At 70.3% G+C, this 20,642-nt stretch carries 21 protein-coding genes; 13 read left to right on the plus strand and 8 right to left on the minus strand.

Features of this window, described 5'->3' with window-relative positions:
- The first annotated feature begins 35 nt into the window (after positions 1-35).
- From argC to IF78_RS0132185, 5 genes are read left to right on the plus strand one after another with little or no spacing between them, the layout of a single operon-like run.
- Positions 36-1,064, plus strand: coding sequence for an N-acetyl-gamma-glutamyl-phosphate reductase (gene argC / locus IF78_RS0132165; RefSeq protein WP_031486739.1), 1,029 nt, complete (start codon positions 36-38; stop codon positions 1,062-1,064).
- A complete protein-coding gene (gene argJ, locus IF78_RS0132170) occupies positions 1,061-2,212 on the plus strand; it encodes a bifunctional glutamate N-acetyltransferase/amino-acid acetyltransferase ArgJ (protein WP_031486740.1) in 1,152 nt (383 codons plus the stop codon). Before argC ends, argJ begins: the two co-directional genes overlap by 4 nt.
- Positions 2,209-3,123, plus strand: a complete 915-nt coding sequence (gene argB / locus IF78_RS0132175; protein WP_031486741.1) for an acetylglutamate kinase — start codon at positions 2,209-2,211, stop codon at positions 3,121-3,123. The genes argJ and argB overlap by 4 nt, the downstream gene beginning before the upstream one ends.
- On the plus strand, positions 3,120-4,316 hold the full coding sequence (locus IF78_RS0132180) for an acetylornithine transaminase (protein WP_031486742.1): 1,197 nt from the start codon (positions 3,120-3,122) through the stop codon (positions 4,314-4,316). Before argB ends, IF78_RS0132180 begins: the two co-directional genes overlap by 4 nt.
- Positions 4,317-4,335: 19 nt before the next feature.
- Positions 4,336-4,899, plus strand: a complete 564-nt coding sequence (locus tag IF78_RS0132185) for an arginine repressor (RefSeq protein ID WP_031486743.1) — start codon at positions 4,336-4,338, stop codon at positions 4,897-4,899.
- A 210-nt stretch (positions 4,900-5,109) separates the two neighbouring features.
- Here the strand turns inward: IF78_RS0132185 and IF78_RS0132190 are convergent, their stop codons facing one another.
- The 6 genes from IF78_RS0132190 to IF78_RS0132215 all read right to left on the minus strand — a co-directional run bounded on the left by IF78_RS0132190 (position 5,110) and on the right by IF78_RS0132215 (position 10,752).
- Positions 5,110-5,850, minus strand: a complete 741-nt coding sequence (locus IF78_RS0132190) for an FAD:protein FMN transferase (RefSeq protein WP_031486744.1) — start codon at positions 5,848-5,850, stop codon at positions 5,110-5,112.
- A 55-nt stretch (positions 5,851-5,905) separates the two neighbouring features.
- Positions 5,906-6,973, minus strand: coding sequence for an FMN-binding protein (locus IF78_RS0132195; protein ID WP_031486745.1), 1,068 nt, complete (start codon positions 6,971-6,973; stop codon positions 5,906-5,908).
- A 37-nt stretch (positions 6,974-7,010) separates the two neighbouring features.
- Positions 7,011-8,393, minus strand: a complete 1,383-nt coding sequence (locus IF78_RS0132200) for a ferredoxin reductase family protein (RefSeq protein WP_031486746.1) — start codon at positions 8,391-8,393, stop codon at positions 7,011-7,013.
- 109 nt (positions 8,394-8,502) lie between these two features.
- Positions 8,503-9,201, minus strand: a complete 699-nt coding sequence (locus IF78_RS0132205; RefSeq protein WP_031486747.1) for a L,D-transpeptidase family protein — start codon at positions 9,199-9,201, stop codon at positions 8,503-8,505.
- Positions 9,202-9,204: 3 nt separating this feature from the next.
- Positions 9,205-9,792 carry a pyridoxamine 5'-phosphate oxidase family protein gene (locus tag IF78_RS0132210; protein ID WP_031486748.1) on the minus strand — a complete coding sequence of 196 codons (588 nt, stop codon included), beginning with the start codon at positions 9,790-9,792 and terminating at the stop codon, positions 9,205-9,207.
- 117 nt (positions 9,793-9,909) lie between these two features.
- On the minus strand, positions 9,910-10,752 hold the full coding sequence (locus IF78_RS0132215) for a hypothetical protein (protein WP_031486749.1): 843 nt from the start codon (positions 10,750-10,752) through the stop codon (positions 9,910-9,912).
- A 271-nt stretch (positions 10,753-11,023) separates the two neighbouring features.
- Here IF78_RS0132215 and argH point away from each other — a divergent pair, with 271 nt between their 5' ends.
- The 5 genes from argH (at position 11,024) to IF78_RS0132240 (ending at position 16,659) form a co-directional block, all read left to right on the plus strand.
- Positions 11,024-12,454: an argininosuccinate lyase gene (gene argH / locus IF78_RS0132220; protein ID WP_031486750.1), complete on the plus strand. Its 1,431-nt coding sequence runs from the start codon at positions 11,024-11,026 to the stop codon at positions 12,452-12,454.
- Between the two features lie 192 nt (positions 12,455-12,646).
- Positions 12,647-13,450 (plus strand): alpha/beta fold hydrolase, encoded by an 804-nt coding sequence (locus tag IF78_RS0132225; protein WP_031486751.1) that lies wholly within the window; start codon positions 12,647-12,649, stop codon positions 13,448-13,450.
- Positions 13,451-13,513: 63 nt separating this feature from the next.
- Positions 13,514-14,485, plus strand: coding sequence for an aldo/keto reductase (locus tag IF78_RS0132230; RefSeq protein WP_031486752.1), 972 nt, complete (start codon positions 13,514-13,516; stop codon positions 14,483-14,485).
- Positions 14,486-14,569: 84 nt separating this feature from the next.
- Positions 14,570-15,136, plus strand: a complete 567-nt coding sequence (locus tag IF78_RS0132235; protein ID WP_031486753.1) for a TetR/AcrR family transcriptional regulator — start codon at positions 14,570-14,572, stop codon at positions 15,134-15,136.
- Positions 15,133-16,659 (plus strand): MFS transporter, encoded by a 1,527-nt coding sequence (locus IF78_RS0132240; RefSeq protein ID WP_031486754.1) that lies wholly within the window; start codon positions 15,133-15,135, stop codon positions 16,657-16,659. Before IF78_RS0132235 ends, IF78_RS0132240 begins: the two co-directional genes overlap by 4 nt.
- A gap of 251 nt (positions 16,660-16,910) precedes the next feature.
- Here IF78_RS0132240 and IF78_RS0132245 read toward each other — a convergent pair whose 3' ends face one another.
- Positions 16,911-17,585, minus strand: a complete 675-nt coding sequence (locus IF78_RS0132245; RefSeq protein ID WP_031486755.1) for a lysophospholipid acyltransferase family protein — start codon at positions 17,583-17,585, stop codon at positions 16,911-16,913.
- A 366-nt stretch (positions 17,586-17,951) separates the two neighbouring features.
- Here IF78_RS0132245 and IF78_RS0132250 point away from each other — a divergent pair, with 366 nt between their 5' ends.
- From IF78_RS0132250 to IF78_RS0132260, 3 genes are all read left to right on the plus strand, one after another.
- A complete protein-coding gene (locus tag IF78_RS0132250; RefSeq protein WP_031486756.1) occupies positions 17,952-19,112 on the plus strand; it encodes a glycerophosphodiester phosphodiesterase in 1,161 nt (386 codons plus the stop codon).
- 74 nt (positions 19,113-19,186) lie between these two features.
- Positions 19,187-19,693 (plus strand): sigma-70 family RNA polymerase sigma factor, encoded by a 507-nt coding sequence (locus IF78_RS0132255; protein ID WP_031486757.1) that lies wholly within the window; start codon positions 19,187-19,189, stop codon positions 19,691-19,693.
- 45 nt (positions 19,694-19,738) lie between these two features.
- Positions 19,739-20,236, plus strand: a complete 498-nt coding sequence (locus IF78_RS0132260; protein ID WP_031486758.1) for a GNAT family N-acetyltransferase — start codon at positions 19,739-19,741, stop codon at positions 20,234-20,236.
- On the opposite strand, the gene IF78_RS0132265 is transcribed toward IF78_RS0132260, so the two are convergent.
- Positions 20,226-20,642, minus strand: a complete 417-nt coding sequence (locus IF78_RS0132265) for a hypothetical protein (protein WP_031486759.1) — start codon at positions 20,640-20,642, stop codon at positions 20,226-20,228. The two genes, IF78_RS0132260 and IF78_RS0132265, sit on opposite strands and share 11 nt — an antisense overlap.

Below are 20,642 nucleotides of genomic sequence, written 5' to 3' on the forward strand. Positions count from 1 at the left end.
AAACGTATAGTCATGCCCTCTAGGAGGAGGATTCCATGGCGGTACGTGCGGCAGTGGCCGGAGCGAGCGGATACGCGGGCGGGGAACTGCTGCGTCTGCTCCTGGCGCACCCCGAGGTCGAGGTGGGGGCCCTGACCGGCCACTCGAACGCGGGACAGAGGCTCGGATCACTGCAGCCGCATCTGCTGCCGCTCGCCGACCGCGTGCTCCAGGAGACCACGGCCGAGGTACTGGCCGGCCATGACGTCGTCTTCCTCGCCCTGCCGCACGGGCAGTCCGCCGCCGTCGCCGAGCAGCTCGGCCCGGACGTGCTGGTCGTCGACATGGGCGCCGACTTCCGGCTGAAGGACGCCGGTGACTGGGAGAAGTTCTACGGCTCCCCGCACGCCGGCACCTGGCCGTACGGCCTTCCCGAACTGCCGGGTGGCCGCGCCGCGCTGGAGGGGTCCAAGCGCATCGCGGTACCCGGCTGCTACCCCACCGCCGTCTCCCTCGCCCTCTTCCCGGCCTACGCCGCCGGACTCGCCCGGCCCGAGGCCGTGATCGTCGCCGCCTCCGGCACCTCCGGCGCGGGCAAGGCCCTCAAGCCCCATCTGCTGGGCAGCGAGGTGATGGGCTCCATGTCGCCGTACGGCGTCGGCGGCGGCCACCGCCACACGCCCGAGATCACCCAGAACCTCAGCGCGACCGCAGGCGAGCGGGTCTCGGTCTCCTTCACCCCGACCCTCGCCCCGATGCCGCGCGGCATCCTCGCCACCTGCACCGCCTCCGCGCAGGACGGCGTCACCGCCGAGTCCGTCCGCGCCGCGTACGAGAAGGCCTTCGCCGACGAGCCCTTCGTCCACCTCCTGCCCGAGGGGCAGTGGCCCGCCACGGCGTCCGTCTACGGTTCGAACGCCGTTCAGGTGCAGGTCGCATTCGACGCCGCCGCGAACCGCATCATCGCGATCAGCGCCATCGACAACCTGACCAAGGGCACGGCCGGCGGCGCCGTCCAGAGCATGAACATCGCCCTCGGGTTTCACGAGAACACCGGGCTTTCCACGATCGGAGTCGCACCGTGAGTGTCACGGCAGCAAAGGGATTCACGGCGGCGGGCATCGCCGCCGGGATCAAGGAGAACGGCAACCCGGACCTGGCCCTCGTGGTCACCAACGGCCCGCGCCGCGCCGCCGCCGGCGTCTTCACCTCCAACCGTGTGAAGGCCGCACCCGTCCTGTGGTCCGAGCAGGTCCTGAAGAGCGGTCAGGTCTCCGCCGTCGTCCTCAACTCCGGTGGCGCCAACGCCTGTACGGGCCCGAAGGGCTTCCAGGACACCCACGCCACCGCCGAGAAGGTGGCCGAGGTGCTCGGCCGGGGCGCCATCGAGGTCGCCGTCTGTTCCACGGGCCTCATCGGAGTGCTGCTGCCCATGGACAAGCTGCTCCCCGGCGTCGAGACCGCCGCCGAACAGCTCTCCGAGCACGGCGGTGAGAAGGCCGCCATCGCCATCAAGACCACCGACACCGTCCACAAGACGTCCGTCGTGACGAAGGACGGCTGGACCGTCGGCGGGATGGCGAAGGGCGCCGGCATGCTCGCCCCGGGCCTCGCCACCATGCTCGTCGTCCTCACCACCGACGCCGAGCTCGACAACGACGTACTCGACAAGGCCCTGCGCGCCGCCACCAAGGTCACCTTCGACCGCGTCGACTCCGACGGCTGCATGTCCACCAACGACACCGTGCTGCTGCTCTCGTCGGGCGCCTCGGGGATCACCCCCGCCTACGACGAGTTCGCCGAGGCCGTACGGGCCGTCTGCGACGACCTCGGACAGCAGCTGATCCGGGACGCCGAGGGCGCGAGCAAGGACATCCGGGTCGAGGTGATCAACGCCGCGACCGAGGACGACGCGGTGGAGGTGGGCCGCTCCATCGCCCGCAACAACCTCCTCAAGTGCGCGATCCATGGCGAGGACCCCAACTGGGGCCGTGTCCTGTCCGCGATCGGCACGACGTCCGCCGCCTTCGAGCCCGACCGGCTCAACGTCGCCATCAACGGCATCTGGGTGTGCAAGAACGGCGGCGTCGGCGAGGACCGCGAGAAGGTCGACATGCGCTACCGCGAGGTGCACATCGTCGCCGACCTCGCCGCCGGCTCCGAGACGGCCACCATCTGGACCAACGACCTGACCGCCGACTACGTCCACGAGAACAGCGCCTACTCCTCATGAGCAACGTACCCGCGCGGAAGCACACCGCCCTTCCCAAGGCCCAGATCCTCATCGAAGCGCTGCCCTGGCTGGTCCGGCACAACGGCAAGACCGTCGTGATCAAGTTCGGCGGCAACGCCATGATCGACGAGGAGCTGAAGGCCGCGTTCGCCCAGGACGTCGTGTTCCTGCACCACGCCGGCCTCAAGCCGGTCGTCGTGCACGGCGGCGGCCCGCAGATCAGCGCCGCCCTCGACAAGCACGGCATCGTCAGCGAGTTCAAGGCCGGCCTGCGCGTCACCACCGAGGACGCCATGGACGTCGTACGCATGGTCCTCGCCGGGCAGGTGCAGCGCGAGCTGGTCGGCCTGCTCAACGAACACGGGCCGCTCGCCGTCGGGTTGACCGGCGAGGACGCGCACACCATCACCGCCACCAAGCACCAGCCCGAGATCGACGGCGAGTTGGTCGACATCGGGCGGGTCGGCGAGATCACCGACATCGACACGGGCGCGATCGAGGCACTGCTGGCCGACGGCCGGATCCCGGTCGTCTCGTCGATCGCCCGTTCCCAGGACGACGGACATGTCTACAACGTCAATGCTGATACGGCGGCTGCGGCACTCGCTGCTGCGCTGGGCGCCGAAACCCTCATGGTCCTCACGGACGTCGAGGGTCTCTACGAGGACTGGCCCAACTCCGACGAGGTGATCAGCCGCCTCACCGCTTCCCAACTGGAGAAGCTGCTGCCGGAGTTGAGCTCCGGCATGGTGCCGAAGATGGAGGGCTGTCTGCACGCCGTGCGCAACGGTGTGAACACCGCCCGGGTGATCGACGGCCGGGTCCAGCACTCGATCCTGCTGGAGATCTTCACCGACGAGGGAATCGGCACGATGGTCGTGCCGGACGCGCCAGAGGGGGACGCGCAATGACCGGGAACCAGGAGTACGCCCAGCGGTGGCAGGGCTCGCTCATGAACAACTACGGCACCCCGCGGCTCCCCCTCGTGCGCGGTGAGGGCCTCATGGTCTGGGACGCCGAGGGCAGGCGGTACCTCGACTTCGTCGGCGGCATCGCGACCAACGCGCTGGGCCATGCACACCCGGCGATCGTCGAGGCGGTCAGCAAGCAGATCGCGTCCCTCGGCCACATCTCCAACTTCTTCATGGCGGAGCCGACCCTCGCGCTCGCGGAACGGCTGCTCCAGCTCTTCGGCCGGGACGGCCGGGTTTTCTTCTGCAACTCCGGCGCCGAGGCCAACGAGGCCGCGTTCAAGATCGGCCGGCTGACCGGGCGCACCCACATCGTCGCCACCGAGGGCGGTTTCCACGGCCGTACCATGGGCGCCCTCGCGATGACCGGGCAGCCCGGCAAGCGGGAGCCGTTCCTGCCGCTGCCCGGTGACGTCACCCACGTGCCGTTCGGCGACGCGCAGGCGCTCGCCGCGGCGGTGACGGAGGAGACGGCTCTGGTGATCATCGAGCCGATCCAGGGAGAGCTCGGCGTCGTGGTGCCGCCCGCCGGATACCTGAAGGCGGCTCGGGCGATCACGGCCTCCACGGGGGCGCTGCTCGTCCTCGACGAGGTGCAGACCGGCATCGGCCGTACCGGGCACTGGTTCGAGTACCAGGCCCACGAGGGCGTCCTCCCGGACGTCGTCACCCTCGCCAAGCAGCTCGGCGGCGGGCTGCCGCTGGGTGCGACGGTCGCGTTCGGGCGGGCGGCGGAGCTGCTGCAGCCCGGTCACCACGGGACGACCTTCGGCGGGAACCCCGTCGCGTGCGCCGCGGGGCTGGCCGTGCTGGACACCATCGCGAACGACGGGTTGCTGGAGAATGTCAAGCGGCAGAGCGAGAAGTTGCGTGACGGCATCGAGGGCCTCGGCCACCCGCTGATCGATTATGTCCGGGGCGCGGGCCTGCTCCTGGGTATCGTGCTCACCGAGCCGCTCGCCGCCCGCGTGCAGCAGGCGGCTCAGGACGCCGGTTTCCTGGTGAACGCGCCCGCCCCCGATGTCGTACGGCTCATGCCGCCGCTGAACCTCGGTGACGACGAAGTGGAGGCGCTTCTTCAGGCCCTTCCCGGCATCCTGGACGAGGCCGGCGTGGCCGACGGGGACAGATGATCCGGAGAATGAGACGACGATGAGTCAGGCGCAGGACCACGGGCAGACCGGGGCGAACGAGGCGAACGGCGCCGCCGGGCCTGCCGTGCCGCAGACCCGCACCGCACGTCACCGCCGGATCGTGGACATTCTCAACCGGCAGCCGGTGCGGTCCCAGAGCCAGCTGGCGAAGCTGCTCGCGGACGACGGGCTGAGCGTCACTCAGGCGACGCTCTCCCGGGATCTGGACGAGCTGAACGCGGTGAAGATCCGTAACAACGACGGTGACCTGATCTACGCGGTGCCGAGCGAGGGAGGATTTCGGACCCCTCGGGCGCCGCTGGGGGAGTCGGCGAAGGAAGAGCGGATGCGGCGGTTGTCGCAGGAGCTGCTCATCTCCGCGGAGGCTTCGGCGAATCTCGTGGTCCTGCGTACGCCTCCGGGGGCTGCGCAGTTCCTTGCCTCGGCCATTGATCAGGCTGAGCTGCATGACATTCTGGGGACCATCGCCGGTGATGACACGTTGTTGTTGATCAGCCGGAATCCGACGGGGGGTCAGGCGCTGGCCGACCATCTGTTGAGGTTGGCGCAGAACGGCCACTGAGTGGGGTGGTGGCGGGCGACTGCGGGTGGATCGTGGCTGGTCGCGCAGTTCCCCGCGCCCCTTGGGGCGTTGCCCTCGCCTGCGACGCCTTGTCACCCTGCTCCAGCCGCGGGCAGTCGTGCCGCTGGGGCGGCTCCCGACAGAAGGGCGGCACCCCGTTGGCGCCGGGCTGCGCGATACCCCTGCCCAGCCCCCACGTACGGTCACCGTTCAACCGAGCCGCGCCGCCAGTCCCCCCGTGCACCGCACCTCGTCACCCGCCGTGATCAGCAACGCCTCCACCCCCGGCAGCGACTCCAGCCACCGCAACCCCTGCCGCGACCCCATCGCGAACGCCGCCGTGGCCCAGCAGTCCGCCCAAGTCAGGCGAGGGGCCACCACGGTCACCGCAACCAGATCGGTCACCGCCGAGCGCCCCGTGCGCGGGTCGACGATATGCGCGCCCCGCTCCGCCGTACCGGACGTGGCCACCGCCAGTTCGTCCAGCCCCGCCGCCGAGATCACCGCGGCCAGCCCGCCCGGGCGCAGGGGATCGGACACGCCGACCCGCCACGGTCGCTGCGGACCCGGCACGCCCAGCAGCTGCACGTCGCCGCCGCCGTTGACGCTCACGCCGGTCACGCCGGGGACGTCCGCGAGGAGGCGGGCCGACCGTTCCACCGACCAGCCCTTGACGATGCCGGTCGGGTCGAGGCGGCCCTCGTACGTCGTGCTGAACCAGCCCTCGCTGAGCCGCTCCGCCTCGGCGGCGAGGTCGAGCACCTCGGCCACCTCCGGATCGCAGTCGCCGACGGTCAGCTCACCGCGTGCCAGCCGGGAGACCTGGCTGTCGTCGCGGTAGGTGCTGAACACCTCGTCGACCCGGTGCAGCCCGGCGACCGCCTCTTCCAGTGCCGACCGCACGGCACCGGGATCCCCGCCGCGGACGTCGAAGGAGAAGACCGTCCCCATGACCTCCTCCGCATGACGTACCGCGGCGGGAGCTTGTGTCGGTTCCGCCACCGTGTCAGCCACCGGCCTGGTCCAGTGCCGACTGGAGGGATTCCTTGTAGCCGGCGCTGGTGTAGGTGGCGCCGGAGACGGCGTCGATGTCGGCGCTGCCGGCTGCCACGGCCGCCTGGTTGAGTTTCGGTACGGCGTTGGCGGTGATGTTGGTGCTCTGGCCGCCGCTGGGTGCCTGGACGGTCTCGGCCTTGGTGATCTTGCCGCCGCTGACGGTGATGCGGACCTGGACGGGCCCGTACTGGGTCTGGACGGCGTCGCCGGTGACCGTACTGGCCTGTGCGGCGCCCGCATCCTGCGAACCGGAGCCCTGCGACGAACCGCCGCTCGCCTTCGCCTTGTCGATCGCCGACTGGAGGGATTCCTTGTAGCCGTTGCTCGTGTACGTCGCCCCGGACACGGCGTCGATGTCGGCGCTGCCGGCTGCCACGGCGGCTTGGTTGAGCTTGGGTACGGCGTTGGCGGTGATGTTGGTGCTCTGGCCGCCGCTGGGTGCCTGGACGGTCTCGGCCTTGGTGATCTTTCCGCCGCTGACGGTGATGCGGACCTGGACGGGCCCGTACTGGGTCTGGACGGCGTCGCCGGTGACCGTGCCGGCCTGGGCGGCGCCCGACCCCTGCGAACCGGCGCTCGCCTTCGCCTTGTCGATCGCCGACTGGAGGGACTTCTTGTAGCCGGTGCTGGTGTACGTCGCCCCGGACACCGAGTCGATGTCGGCGCTCTGTGCGGCGACCGCCGCCTGGTTGAGCTTGGGCACGGCGTTCGCGGTGATCTGGTCGCTCTGGCCGCCCTTGGGGGCCTGGACCGCCTCCGCCTGGGTGATCTTGCCGTTGCTCAAGGTCAGCCGTACCTGCACGGCCCCGTACTGGGTCTGCGCCGCGTCACCGGTGACCGTGCCGGTCCCGGCCGCCTGGGCGCCGCCCTGGGCCGAGGCCGCCGGCGGTGCCCCGATGCCCGCCGCCTGCGCGGAACCCGGGTCCGTCGCCGGCTTCAGCGACAGCAGCAGCACGATCCCGGACACGGTGGCGGCACCGGCCAGCACGACACGCCGGATGGGGTGACTCTTCCTCATCGCTTCAACAGCTCCTGAAGTCTTTAAGTCCCGTCGCTCACATCTCGAACGACTCGTGATGGATGCGGCGGGCGGGCACACCCGCGCCGCGCAGTGCTTCGTACACGGTCTGCGCGAAGCCGGCCGGCCCGCACATGAACACGTCGTGCTTGTCGATGTCCGGCAGCTTCTGCTTCAGCCGCTCCGCCGAGATGTCCGGCCGCTCCCCGTCCGGGCTGTTCACCGCGTACATCAACCGGGCACCGCGCTCGTCGGCGATGGCCGCGAGCTCGTCCCACAGCGCCAGGTCCTGGGTGCTGTTGGCCCGGTACAGCAGGGTGATGTCGCCAGCCGCGCCCGGCAGCGTCTCGAACAGCGCCCGCATCGGCGTGATGCCGACGCCGCCCGCCACCAGCAGCACCTTGCCCCGGCTGCGGCGCTGGGCGGTCAGCGCGCCGTACGGGCCCTCGGCCCACACCTTGGTACCCGGCTTCAGGTCACGCAGCCGGGACGTGTGGTCGCCGATCGCCTTGACCGTGATCCGCAGCATGTCGGGGCGGGGCGCCGCCGACAGCGAGTAGGGATGCGAGCTGAACCGCATGCCCGGCGCCTTGAACCGCCAGCGGAAGAAGTGCCCCGCCTCCGCGCCCATGCGGTGCAGCTTGCGCCCGCCGATCAGCACCGACACGACGCCCGGCGTCTCCTCGATGACCGCCTCGACGTACATCCGGTGCCGCAGGTTCAGGCGGATCGGGGTGAGGATCCGGTACCAGACCACGGCCGCGGTCACGGCGCCGTACAGCCCGTACCAGAAGGTCTTCGCGGCAGGCTCGACGGCGAACTCGTTGCCGGTGGTGATCTGGTGCCAGAACGTCAGGTACACGGCCGCGTATGTCAGCAGGTGCACGTGGTACCAGGTGTCGTACGGGATCCGGCGGCGGACGCCCCCGACCGAGATGAACGCGATGAAGAACAGCAGGCCGGTGCCGATGGCCGCCTTGCCCATGTCCGGCAAGGTGTTGATCGAGTCGATCGTCTGCTGAACGATGTCGCCGAGCGTCTTGCCGGCCTGGAGCGCGTACGCCCACATGGTGAGGAAGACGTGCGCGATGACCAGGCACACCGTGTACCGGCCGCTCATCGCGTGCCAGCGCGCCACCCGGTCCGAGCCCACCCGCCGCTCCAGCGCGGGCACCCGGGCCATCTGCAGCACGACGAGCGCCATCAGATAGCCGGCGAGCAGGCCGGTGATCCGGCCCGCGGCGAGGATCTTGGCGGTGTTGTCCGCGAGGGACGGCGTGTTGTCCCACCACAGCCACAGCACCGCCGCCGCGCCCGCCCATAGGGCGATGACCAGCGGTACGGCCGGGGAGCGGCGCGGACGGATGCGGCGCATCGTCTGGCGTCGGGCGGCACGGCCGCCCGCGAGCGTGGTGGTCACGGTTCCTCCGGGGACGGGAGCAAGGGGAGTGCGTGGTTGACGTGGTCCCTTGGCCCAGAGATACGTGCGGGGAGGTCCGTGTGTTCAGTGGTGTCGGCTCCGTGCTCGCTCAGTACCGGGTGATCGCCGTGGGGCCGTCCGCCGTCCCGATCGCCATGTGCGGCCTGCGCCGCGGATCGGCCCACTGGAGGATCCGCCTCATCGCGTCCTGCGGCACCGAGACACAACCGGCCGTCGCCCCACGCCCCTTGACATGGAGGAAGATCCCGGCGCCTCGACCCTTCACCGGACGCTGGTAGTTGAAGTCGATGACGAGCGCGTACGCGTACAGCGCCCCGTACGAGATCAGGTGCTCGGACTCGGCGGCCCGGCAGTCACGCGCCAGCGGCTCGGTCCAGCGGTTGTAGGCGCGGGAGTCGTTGTCCTGGCACCACCAGGAGTCCTCGTGAACGCGGCGGTAGGTGTACGTCGTGGGCGGCGCCGCCTCGATGCCGAAGGCGTACGGCAGTCCGTACAGCCCCGTCGGCGTCGTGTTCGTGCCCTGCTTCCGCTCGGTCCCCTCGACGAGCCCCTTCGCCCCGAACCGGGCCGTCGCCGAACCGGCCTCCACCCACTGCCCGTCCACCCGGTCCCACCACGTGACCGTCCCCGACGTCGAGCCGGCCTCCGGCGCCACGGCGGTGATCAGCTGGCTGCCGCCCCCGGTGTCGGCCATCCGCGCGGGCAGCGGCTGCGGCGGGGCTCCGCCGGGCGCGGCACCGAGCACGAGGAGGGACGCGGACGCGAGGGCTACGACACCGGGGCGCATGGCTCAGACGCTAGAGGGAGGCAGCGGCAACGGCAGCCCGGGTAGGCCATCCAGGCTGGTCGCGATGTGCTCCTTCTTGGCGAAGTAGGCGCTGAGCGAGTCGTCGTCCTCGCGCGCGAACCGCTTGCCGTGCAGGTCGCGGTCCTCGTCGTACGTCATGAGGGGCACCGCGTACCCGCAGGAGTCGCGAACGACTTCGGCCCGCACCACGATGATCGCGCGCAGGCCGTGCAGCGACGGGTCGATGTCGGGGAAGTGGCCGAGCAGTTCCTCGAACCGTGGGTCGTCGCGGAAGACGGCCTCACCGCGGCCGTGCACACGGACGATGTTGGGCGGTCCCTGGAAGGCGCACCACATGAGGGTGATCCGGCCGTTCTCCCGCAGATGGGCGATGGTCTCGGCGTTGGAGCCGGCGAAGTCGAGGTAGGCCAGGGTGACTTCGTCGAGGATCGCGAAGGAGCCCTTGAGGCCCTTGGGGGAGAGGTTGACCGTCCCTTCGGCGGACAGGGGAGCGGTCGCAGTGAAGAAGAGGGGCTGCTCCTCGATGAACGTGCGCAGCCTGCCGTCTATGCGTTCGTAAGTCTTTCCCACGTCAACCGAGTATGAACGGTGATCGTTCGACTGTCTGAGGAATTGAGGGGTCCCTTTGCCGTCACCACGGCCGCCCCGGCCGGCGTGCCAACGGGGCGGCCATGGCTGCCTCTCACCTCACTTGACGAGGGTGCAAGCGGCCAGGGAGTTCAGGCCCTGCGGCTTCGCGGCGGTGCGGCCGATCGAGATGGCGATGCGCTCGATGGCGGCCGTGCGCTTGTCCTTCAGTGGGCCGAGGATGGCGTTGTTGACGAAGTTGGGTCCGCCCTGGCCGACGGTGTTGACCAGGCGCGTGTTGGCCTCCTGGATCTGGGTGTTCAGGAGCGCGAGGTTGCGGTCGACCTCGGCCTTGGCGGAGGCCGGGACCGCGGGCAGCTTCGACCGCACGTCGGGGCAGCTGATCGTGCCGACACGGCCCGCGTTGCCGCCGTTGCCCGTGTTTCCGCCGGCCTGCTGTCCGGCGGTCGCCTTCGCGCTGGGCGTGGCCTTGGCGCCGCCGCCCGCATTCGTCCCGGCGGCGTTCAGGGTGCACGCCGCCAGCGCGTCCAGCCCCTGCGGCTTGGCCGCCGTACGTCCGATCGCCGTTGCGATGCGGTTGACCGTCGCCACGCGCTTGTCCTTCAGCGGGCCGAGGATGGCGTTGTTGACGAAGTTGGGTCCGCCCTGGCCCACCGTGTCGACGAGTCGCTTGTTGGCCTCCTGGATCTGGGTGTTCAGGAGCGCGAGGTTGCGGTCGACCTCGGCCTTGGCGGAGGCCGGGACCGCGGGCAGCTTCGACCGGACGTCCGGGCATGTGATCGTGCCGGGGCTCGCCAGGGTGCGGGCGCCGGTCCCGTTGTTCTTGGACGTCTCCCCCGCGAGGGCGAAACCGGCGATCACCGTGCCGGACAGTGCCACCGCGGCAGCGCCGCCGATGAACGTGACGCGACGCTTGTTGTACTTCGGAAGAGCCCTGGACATGCGGATGCCTCACTCGGGTCAGGTGGTCGTGGTTGACAAACGCGGCGCCTGCGTTCGGCGAGAGATACGGGTAAGCGGTTTCCCGCGTTCAAAGGCGCCTCGGATTTCCCACCGCCGTCGACCCAGATCGACGCCAGATTGACGAATCATGCAGAGCTCTGCATACTCATGCAGGTCACTGTGTGGTGAGTTCGCACTAGCCTGACGACCGCCTCCCCGTTCACGCCACGGGGAGGCGGTGCCACACCAGACCCTCCCGAGGAGCACGCAAGTGAGCAGCAACAGCGGTGACGTACGGCTCTGGGGCGGCCGTTTCGCCGACGGTCCCGCCGAGGCCCTGGCCAAGCTGTCCGCGTCCGTCCACTTCGACTGGCGGCTGGCGCCGTACGACATCGCCGGTTCGCGTGCCCACGCGCGCGTGCTGCACAAGGCGGGGCTGCTCACGGAGGACGAGCTTCAGCGCATGATCGCGGGCCTCGACCAGCTCGAGGCGGATGTGGCCTCGGGTGACTTCGTGGGCACCATCTCCGACGAGGACGTCCACACCGCCCTGGAGCGCGGTCTGCTGGAGCGCCTCGGCCCCGACCTCGGTGGCAAGCTGCGCGCCGGCCGCTCCCGCAACGACCAGGTCGCCACCCTGTTCCGGATGTACCTGCGCGACCACGCCCGGATCATCGGCGGTCTGATCGCCGACCTCCAGGACGCGCTGATCGGCCTGGCCGAGGCCCACCCGGACGTGGCGATGCCCGGCCGCACCCACCTCCAGCACGCCCAGCCGGTGCTCTTCGCCCACCACGTCCTGGCCCACGTCCAGTCCCTGTCCCGGGACGCCGAGCGGCTGCGCCAGTGGGACGAGCGCACGGCGGTCTCCCCGTACGGCTCGGGCGCCCTGGCGGGCTCCTCCCTCGGCCTGGACCCGGAGGCGGTGGCGAAGGACCTCGGGTTCGAGCACGGGTCGGCCGCCAACTCGATCGACGGCACGGCGTCCCGTGACTTCGTCGCCGAGTTCGCCTTCATCACCGCGATGATCGGGGTGAACCTCTCCCGGATCGCCGAGGAGGTCATCATCTGGAACACGAAGGAGTTCTCCTTCGTGACCCTGCACGACGCGTTCTCCACGGGCTCGTCGATCATGCCGCAGAAGAAGAACCCGGACATCGCGGAGCTGGCGCGCGGCAAGAGCGGCCGCCTGATCGGCAACCTGACGGGCCTCATGGCCACCCTCAAGGCCCTCCCCCTCGCGTACAACCGCGACCTCCAGGAGGACAAGGAGCCGGTCTTCGACTCCTGCGACCAGCTGGAGGTCCTGCTCCCCGCCTTCACCGGCATGATGGCCACCCTCACCGTCAACCGCGAGCGCATGGAGGAACTGGCCCCGGCCGGCTTCTCCCTCGCCACCGACATCGCCGAGTGGCTGGTCAAGCAGGGCGTCCCGTTCCGCGTCGCGCACGAGGTCGCGGGCGAGTGCGTCAAGGTCGCCGAGGCCGAGGGCAAGGAACTGGACGACCTGACGGACGAGCAGTTCGCGAAGATCTCGGCTCATCTGACGCCGGAGGTGCGCTCGGTGCTGAACGTGCCGGGTGCGCTGGCGTCCCGTAACGGCCGTGGCGGTACGGCGCCGAGCGCGGTCGCGATCCAGCTGGCCGAGGTGAAGGCTGACGTGGCGGCACAGCACGCGTGGGCCACGGCCAAGCAGAGCTGACCCGTTCCAGCGTTCCGAAGGGGCCCGGACCTCCGTCCATCGGGCCCCTTCGTGCTGCCCGCCTGCTCGGTAACGGAAGGAAATCAGCCACTGGCCGAAACCTTGACTTGCCCTTACTCGGAAGTAACGATTCCGGTTCCGGTCGACATGGTCGAACGCCGACCGGTTGCTGCCGAGCATGAAAGGGACGTCATGCGCGCAAGACGTACAAGACGAACTGCCCGCCTCCTCGCCCTCACCGTCATGGCCGCGCTCTGCGCATTCGGCCTCAGCGCCCCCGCGGGCGCCAACAACTGGTCCTGCAAGACGGACTCCGCTCATCCGCAGCCCGTGGTCCTGGTGAACGGCACCTTCAAGACCTCGTACGAGAACTGGCTGACCCTGTCGCCCGCCCTCGCGAACGCCGGTTACTGCGTCTTCTCCTTCGAGTACGGCGGCCTGGAGACCGCCCCGGTCGCGGACTCGGCGGCCGAACTGCGCGACTTCGTGAACGCCGTGCTCGGCGCGACCGGCGCCAAGAAGGCCGACATCGTCGGCCACAGCCAGGGCGGCATGATGCCCCGCTACTACGTCAAGTTCCTCGGCGGCGCGACCAAGGTCGACGACCTCGTGGGCATCGTGCCCTCCAACCACGGCACCACCAACCCGCTCGCCCTCGTGGCCGGCGCCACCGCCTGCCCCTCCTGTGTCGACCAGACCGCCGGCTCGGACTTCCTGCAGAGGCTCAATGCCGACCCGGAGGCGCCGGTGGGTCCCGACTACACGTCGATCGCCACCCGCTACGACGAGGTCGTGCTGCCCCACACCAGCTCCTTCCTCGACGGCCCGGGCTCCTACGTGACCAACGTGCTGCTCCAGGACCGCTGCCCGCTCGACGTCACCGAGCACGACCAGGCGCCCAAGTCCCCGCTGGTCAAGCAGTGGGTGCTCGACGCCCTCAAGCAAAGGGGACCGGCCGACCCGGCCTTCGGCCCGCGCTGCGCCGGCTCCGGCTGAACCGCCCGGGGCTGGGTAGATTGGTGCCGGATCCCTCTTCGCCGATCGTGCCGGGAGCGCCCCATGCCCTTCAGTCGTCTGGCCACCGTGACCACCCCCACAGCGCACATCGGTCTGGGCCTGGCTGCCGTCGGCCGCCCCGGCTACATCAATCTCGGCCGGGAGGGCGACCTCCCGGCGGAGCGCACCGTCGACGCCCTGCGCCATCGCACCCACGAACTCCTCGACGCCGCCTACGTCCAGGGCGTCCGCTACTTCGACGCCGCCCGCTCGTACGGCCGCTCGGAGGAGTTCCTCGCCGACTGGCTCAAGGCCCGCCCCGCGTTCGACGACATCGTCGTGGGCAGCAAGTGGGGTTACACCTACACCGCGGACTGGACGACCGACGCCGACAAGCACGAGGTCAAGGACCACAGCCTCCAGACCTACGAGCGTCAGCGTGCCGAGACCGACGCCCTGCTCGGCGACCGGCTCGACCTCTACCAGATCCACTCGGTGACCCCGGACAGCCCCGCGCTCACCGACAAGGACCTCCACGCCAGGCTCGCCGAAGCCGCCGCACAGGGCCTCACCATCGGCTTCTCCACCAGCGGCCCCGCCCAGGCCGACGCCATCCGCGCCGCCCTCGCGGTGACCGTCGACGGCGAGCCCCTCTTCCGTACCGTCCAGTCGACGTACAACGCCCTGGAGACCTCGGCCGCCCCCGCCCTCGCCGAGGCCCACGACGCCGGGCTCACCGTGATCGTCAAGGAGGGCATGGCCAACGGACGGCTGGCGGACCCGTACGCGCCGGACGCGCTGAAGGCCGTAGCCGAGGAAACCTCGCTGGGCTCCGACGCGGTCGCCCTCGCGCTGATCCTGCGCCAGTCCTGGGCCGGCGTGGTGCTCTCCGGCGCGGCGACGACCGTGCAGCTCGCGTCCAATCTGCACGCGGCCGTCGTGGATCTGGACGAGGATCAGCTGGAACGGTTGGCCGCGCTGGTGGAGGAGCCGGGCGCGTACTGGGAGCGGCGCGGGCAGCTGCCCTGGCACTGACGGCGGACCCCTGTTGATCAGCGGCTATGAGCCACACATGCCTGCTATGAGACATCAATGTCTCACATGCGCTACTCTTGTCTCATGGCTGTCGATCGTGACCACGTGCTGCGCACTGCGGCCGCCCTGCTGACCCGTAAGTCCACCGCGACCATGGACGAGGTCGCCAAGGCGGCCGGGATCAGTCGTGCCACGCTGCACCGGCACTTCGCCGGGCGCGACGCCCTCGTCCGAGCGCTGGAGTCGCTCGGCATCGCCGAGTGCGAGGCCGCGCTGGACGCGGCCCGCCTGGACGAGGGGGCGGCGCGGGACGCCGTACACCGGCTGGTCCGCGAGATCGAGCCCGCGGCCGGACTGCTCGCCTTCCTCTACACGGAGAACCAGCTCTTCGAGGGCGAAGAGCAGAACGCGGGCTGGGCGCGCATCGACGAGCGCATCGCCGCGCTGTTCCGGCGCGGTCAGCAGAGTGGTGAGTTCCGCATCGACCTCACCCCGGCCTGGCTCACCGAGGCGCTCTACGGCCTGCTGGCCTCCGGGGCCTGGGCGGTCTCGGAGGGCAGGGTCGCCCGCAACGACTTCACCCACATGATCGTCGAGCTGCTGCTCGGCGGCGCACTGCGCCAACCCGAACAACCGAGAGAGGAATCATGACCAGCACCCTGCAGCCGGCGGAGACGACCGAGGCGGTGAGCAAGCGCCCCGGCCGATGGCTCGCGCTGTCCGTCCTCGTGCTCGCCGTGCTGCTGGTGGCCGTCGACGCGACCGTCCTCGGTCTCGCGACCCCCTACATCAGCGAGGACCTGAAGCCCTCCGGCACCCAGCTCCTCTGGATCGGCGACGTCTACTCCTTCGTGATCGCGGGTCTGCTCGTGTCGATGGGCAGTCTCGGAGACCGAATAGGCCGCAAACGGATCCTGCTCGTCGGCGCCACGGCGTTCGGCGCGATATCCGTGCTCAACGCCTACGCGACGACACCGGAGCTGATGATCGTGGCCCGGGCGCTGCTCGGTGTCGCGGGCGCGACCCTGATGCCCGCCACCCTCGCCCTGATCCGCAACCTCTTCCACGACCCGCGCGAACGCAGCCTCGCCATCGGCATCTGGGGCGCGACCGCCTCCGCCGGTACCGCCGTCGGCCCGATCGCCGGTGGCTTCCTGCTCGAACACTTCTGGTGGGGCTCGGTCTTCCTGATCAACCTGCCGGTGATGGCGGTCCTGGTCGTCGTCGGGATCAAGCTGCTGCCCGAGTCGCGCAATCCGAACCCCGGCCCCTGGGACATGATCAGCGTCGCCCTGTCCCTCGTCGGCATGATCGGTGTCGTGTACGCCGTCAAGGAGGCGGCCGCACACGGCTTCACGTGGCCCACGCCGGCCGCGGGCCTGCTGGGCGCCGCCGCGCTGTACGGCTTCGTCCGTCGCCAACTCACGCTGCCCACCCCGCTGCTGGACATGCGGCTGTTCCGCAGCCGAGGCTTCAGCGGCGCGGTGCTCGCCGACCTGCTGACCATCCTCGGCCTGTCCGGCCTGGTGTTCTTCCTCTCCCAGTTCCTGCAACTCGTGCAGGGCCGGGGCCCGTTGGAGGCGGGTCTTGCCGAACTACCCGCCGCGATCGGCGCGGTGGTGGCCGGACTGATCGCCGGCCGTGCGGCGCGCCGCTTCTCGGTCCGGGCCGTGGTCTCCGGCGGCCTCGCGGCGATCGGCCTCGCCCTGGCCGCGCTCACGGTGATCGACCGGTCGACGGGCTACCCCCTGCTGGGCGCCGCCCTGCTGGTCGTCGGCATCGGCGCGGGCTTCTCCTTCACGGTGACCTCGGACGTGATCCTCTCCAGCGTGCCGAAGGAACAGGCGGGAGCGGCGAGCGCGGTGTCGGAGACGGCGTACGAGCTGGGCGCGGCCATGGGAATCGCCGTACTCGGTTCGATCGTCACGGGCGTCTACCGGGACTTCACGGGCCCGGCGGGCACACCGGCGGAGGCCCACGAGTCGCTGGGCGGCGCGGTGGAGGCGGCGGCGGGCCTGCCGGCGCAGACGTCCGAGGCGATGCTGGACGCGGCCCGGAGTTCGTTCGTCGACGGTCTCGCCCTTGCGGCGGGAGCAGGAGCGGCCGTACTGCTCGCTGCGGCGGTGGCCGCCTGGTTCCTCCTCCGCGGCCAACGGCTGGACAACGCCGCTTAAGCGGCGCGGGGCGTCGTGGTCGCCGAGACGATGGGGGAGGGATCGACGTTCGTACTGTGCCTGCCGGCTCCGGGCATGGAACACACGAATGGCGGGCCGCCTGATGAGCGACCCGCCTCAGAAGCGCCCCCTCAGGGGCGCGGGGCTGTGTTCACTATGCGGCTCCGCCGCGCGGGCGCGACGAGCCACAACGGACCGGTGGCCAAGAACCCGCCCGCAGCCCCCGAACCCCCTCGGCCCAACCAGCGGAGCTACGCCGCCTCTTTCGCCTTGCTCGCGTACATGTCCACGTACTCCTGCCCGGACAGCCGCATGACCTCCGCCATCACCGAGTCGGTCACCGCCCGCAGGACGTAACGGTCCCGGTCCATCCCCTCGTACCGCGAGAACTCCATCGCCTCGCCGAAGCGCACCGTCACCTTGCGCGGCCGCGGCATGCCCGCACCACCCGGCTGGATCTTGTCCGTGCCGATCATGGCGAAGGGCACGACCGGCGCCCCGGTCATCAGCGTCAGGCGCGCGATGCCGGTACGGCCCCGGTACAGCCGCCCGTCGGGCGACCGTGTGCCCTCGGGGTAGATGCCGAAGACCTTGCCCTCCTCCAGGACCCGGCGCCCGGTCATCAGCGCCGCCACGCCGCCCCGGCCGCCGTCCCGGTCCACCGGGATCATGCCGACGCCCGTGAAGAACCAGGCCATCGCACGGCCCTTGAGGCCCTTGCCGGTGACGTACTCGTCCTTGCCGATGAAGAAGACCTGACGGTCGCAGACCAGCGGCAGGATCATCGAGTCGATGAACGTGAGGTGGTTGCCGGCCAGGATGACCGGACCGTCGCCCGGGATGTGCTCCGCGCCCTCCACCTGTGGGCGGAACATCAGGCGCATGATCGGTCCGAGCACTGCCTTGATGAGCGCGAAGCGGGACAACGTGCCCTCCGGTGTCACGGGATTCGGATAAGTCTGTGCAGGTGAGGACGATACTCGCGGTCCCGGGTGTCCCGCACATCGGGTGGGCCGACTTCACCGAGGTCTTACGCACTGTTGACGCGGGTTTACCTGCGGTGGCGTGCCGATGGCGGGGCGTAACGCGCCCGCCACGGTGTGACGGACATCGCCCCCGGGCATACCGGACGCGTTCCCCGCGTCGCCGAACCGAATCCGACGGACCGTCACCACTCCCTTCACGTACGACATCCAGCGTCACCCGCGAGTTCCGCCGCAGGTCTCCCGTCCGTCATGTGCGCGCACCTACGATCGGCCCGCACTGATGATGGAACGGGCAGAGAGGTGCTCATGGGAACCCAGGAGAACGAGCAGACGGGCGTAACCGGACGGCGGATGCTTCTCGGCGCGGCCGTGCTCGGCGCGGGCGGAGCGGTCCTCGGGCTGTCCGGTACGGCGAAGGCCGCCGAGGCCCGGCACAGTGGCGGTGTGAAGAGCCTGCCCAAGCCGACGATCATCGGCCACCGCGGCGCCAGCGGCTACCGTCCCGAGCACACTCTCGCCGCGTACCAGCTGGCCCTCGACATGGGCGCCGACATCGTCGAGGCCGGCGACCTGGTCCCGACCAAGGACGGCCACCTCGTCTGCCGTCACGAGCCGGAGATCGGCGGCACGACCGACGTCGCGAACCACCCCGAGTTCGCCGACCGCAAGAAGACGAAGTCCCTGGACGGCGTCTCCACGACCGGCTGGTTCACCGAGGACTTCACGCTCGCCGAGCTGAAGACCCTGCGCGCCGTCGAGCGCATCCCGGCCAACCGCCCGCACAACACCCTCTACAACGGCCGCTGGGAGATCCCGACCTTCGAAGAGGTCCTGAAGTGGCAGGACGAGCAGACACGCAAGAGGGGCAAGCAGGTCTGGATCTACCCCGAGCTCAAGCACCCCACCTACTTCCGCAAGCAGGGCCTCGCCCTGGAGGAGCGGATCGCCAAGGTGCTGCACAAGCACGGCAAGGACAGGCGGAACTCGCCGGTCATCATCCAGTCCTTCGAGCCGACCAGCATCCAGCGCCTGAACAAGCTGGTCGACAACCCGCTGGTGGTCCTGCTCTCCGGCGCGACGACCCGCCCCTGGGACTTCGTCGAGACGGGTGACCCGCGCACGGTCGCCGACCTGGTCAAGCCGGCCGGCCTGCGCGAGATCGCGTCCTACGCCCAGGGCATCGGCTGCACCCTGGACCTGATCATCCCGAAGGACGCGAACGGCAACCTCACCACGCCCACCACGCTGGTGGCCGACGCGCACAAGGTCGGCCTGCTCCTGCACCCCTGGACGCTGCGCAACGAGAACCCCTTCCTCCCCGCGAACTTCCGCAAGGGCACCGACGCGGACGCCTACGGCGATGTCTTCGGCGCCTACAAGGCGTACTTCGCGACCGGCATCGACGGCATCTTCACCGACCAGCCCGACACGGGCCTGCTGGCCCGCGAGGACTTCGTCAACAGCTGAGCGAAACGCCCCGGTTGGGGTGACCGTAGGCCGCCCGGGCAACCCAGCGCCCGGGCGGCCGCGTCGTGCCGGATATGACGGACGACCTGGTTGCCGCGCTGCGGCCCCTGCTCACCGCCGAGGCCTCAGCCGAGGCGCACGCCTGTGGAGCGGAGCCCGGCGACCTGGAACAGGCGGTCTGGCTCCGCCTCCTCGAACGCCTCGACTCGCACGGCCCGCCCGTCGACCCGCCGGGCTGGCTGCGCAGGGCGGTCCGCTCCGAGGCACGCCGAAGCCGCCGTACGACTCGGCTCGAACGGCCGTATGAGAACGAGCCCGCGGACGAGAGCGCCGACGATCCGGAACACCTCGCCCTCGCGGCCGCCCGCCGGCGCGCCCTGCGCGAAGCGGTCCGCCGCCTCCCCGGCCGCTGTCCCCGCCTCGTGGAGGCGCTCCTCTCCCCGAACGACCCGACATACCGGGAAATCGCGGGGGAGTTGGGTATCTCACAGGGCAGTCTCGGCCCGGAACGTTCCAGATGCCTGGGATGTCTGCGTCGTTTGCTCACACCGGAGGTTGCGGCCCGCGGAGCGCGGGGATAGGAGTGAGGAACGACAGGCGATCAGGTGAGCGGGAGGCGTGCGCACATGGGCATGAGCGTTTCCATCTCGGCGGCGACCGAGCAGGATGCGGAGCAGATCTTCAGGCTGCAGTACCTGTGCTTCCAGAGCGAGGCGGCGCTGTACGGCAATTACCGCATCGACCCGCTCGTCCAAACCCTGGACTCGGTCCGCGCGGAGGTCGCCGCGGACTGTGTCTTCGTGGCGCGGCTCGGCGAGGAGGTCGTCGGCTCGGTCCGCGGCAGCGTCACCGCGGACGGCGCCGCCGCCATCGGCAAGCTCTGCGTCCACCCCCGCCTCCAGGGCCACGGCATCGGCGCGAGGCTGCTGCGCGCGGCTGAAGCGGCCCTGGCCGAGCAGCGCGGCGCCAAGAGGTTCCGCCTGGAAGCGGGCCACCGCAGCGAGGGCAACCTCCGCCTGTACCGCAAGGTGGGTTACGAGGCGGTGGGCACGTCGAAGGGCGCGGACGGGGTACCGATGATCGTCCTCGAGAAGCCGGCGGAGGCGTACGCCACTACTGCTTGACGGTTCGTGCCTTGCGGAGCCAGTACATCGCCGACAGGGGCAGCAGTACGGGGATGAACAGGTACCCCATGCCGTAGTCGGACCAGACCGTCGCATCGGGGAACGCCGAGGGCTCCACCAGCGTCCAGGTGCCGACGATCAGCACACCCGCGAGCTCGGCGGCGCAGCACACCAGCGCCGCCTTGCGGGCCGTTTCGCCGCCCCTGACAAGGGTGTACGTGATGAAGCCGTAGACGAGACCGGCGACCGCCGACAGCGCGTACGCCAGCGGCGCCCGGTCGAACTCCGTCGCGATCTGGTACGCCGATCGCGACACGGCCCCGACCACCATCACGCCGTACAGCCAGACGAGCAGGATCCCCGGCCCGCTGATCAGCCGAGTCGGCTTGTCCTCCGTCACGGCCAC

This window comes from Streptomyces bicolor, assembly GCF_000719285.1.
Classification (GTDB): Bacteria; Actinomycetota; Actinomycetes; order Streptomycetales; family Streptomycetaceae; genus Streptomyces; species Streptomyces bicolor.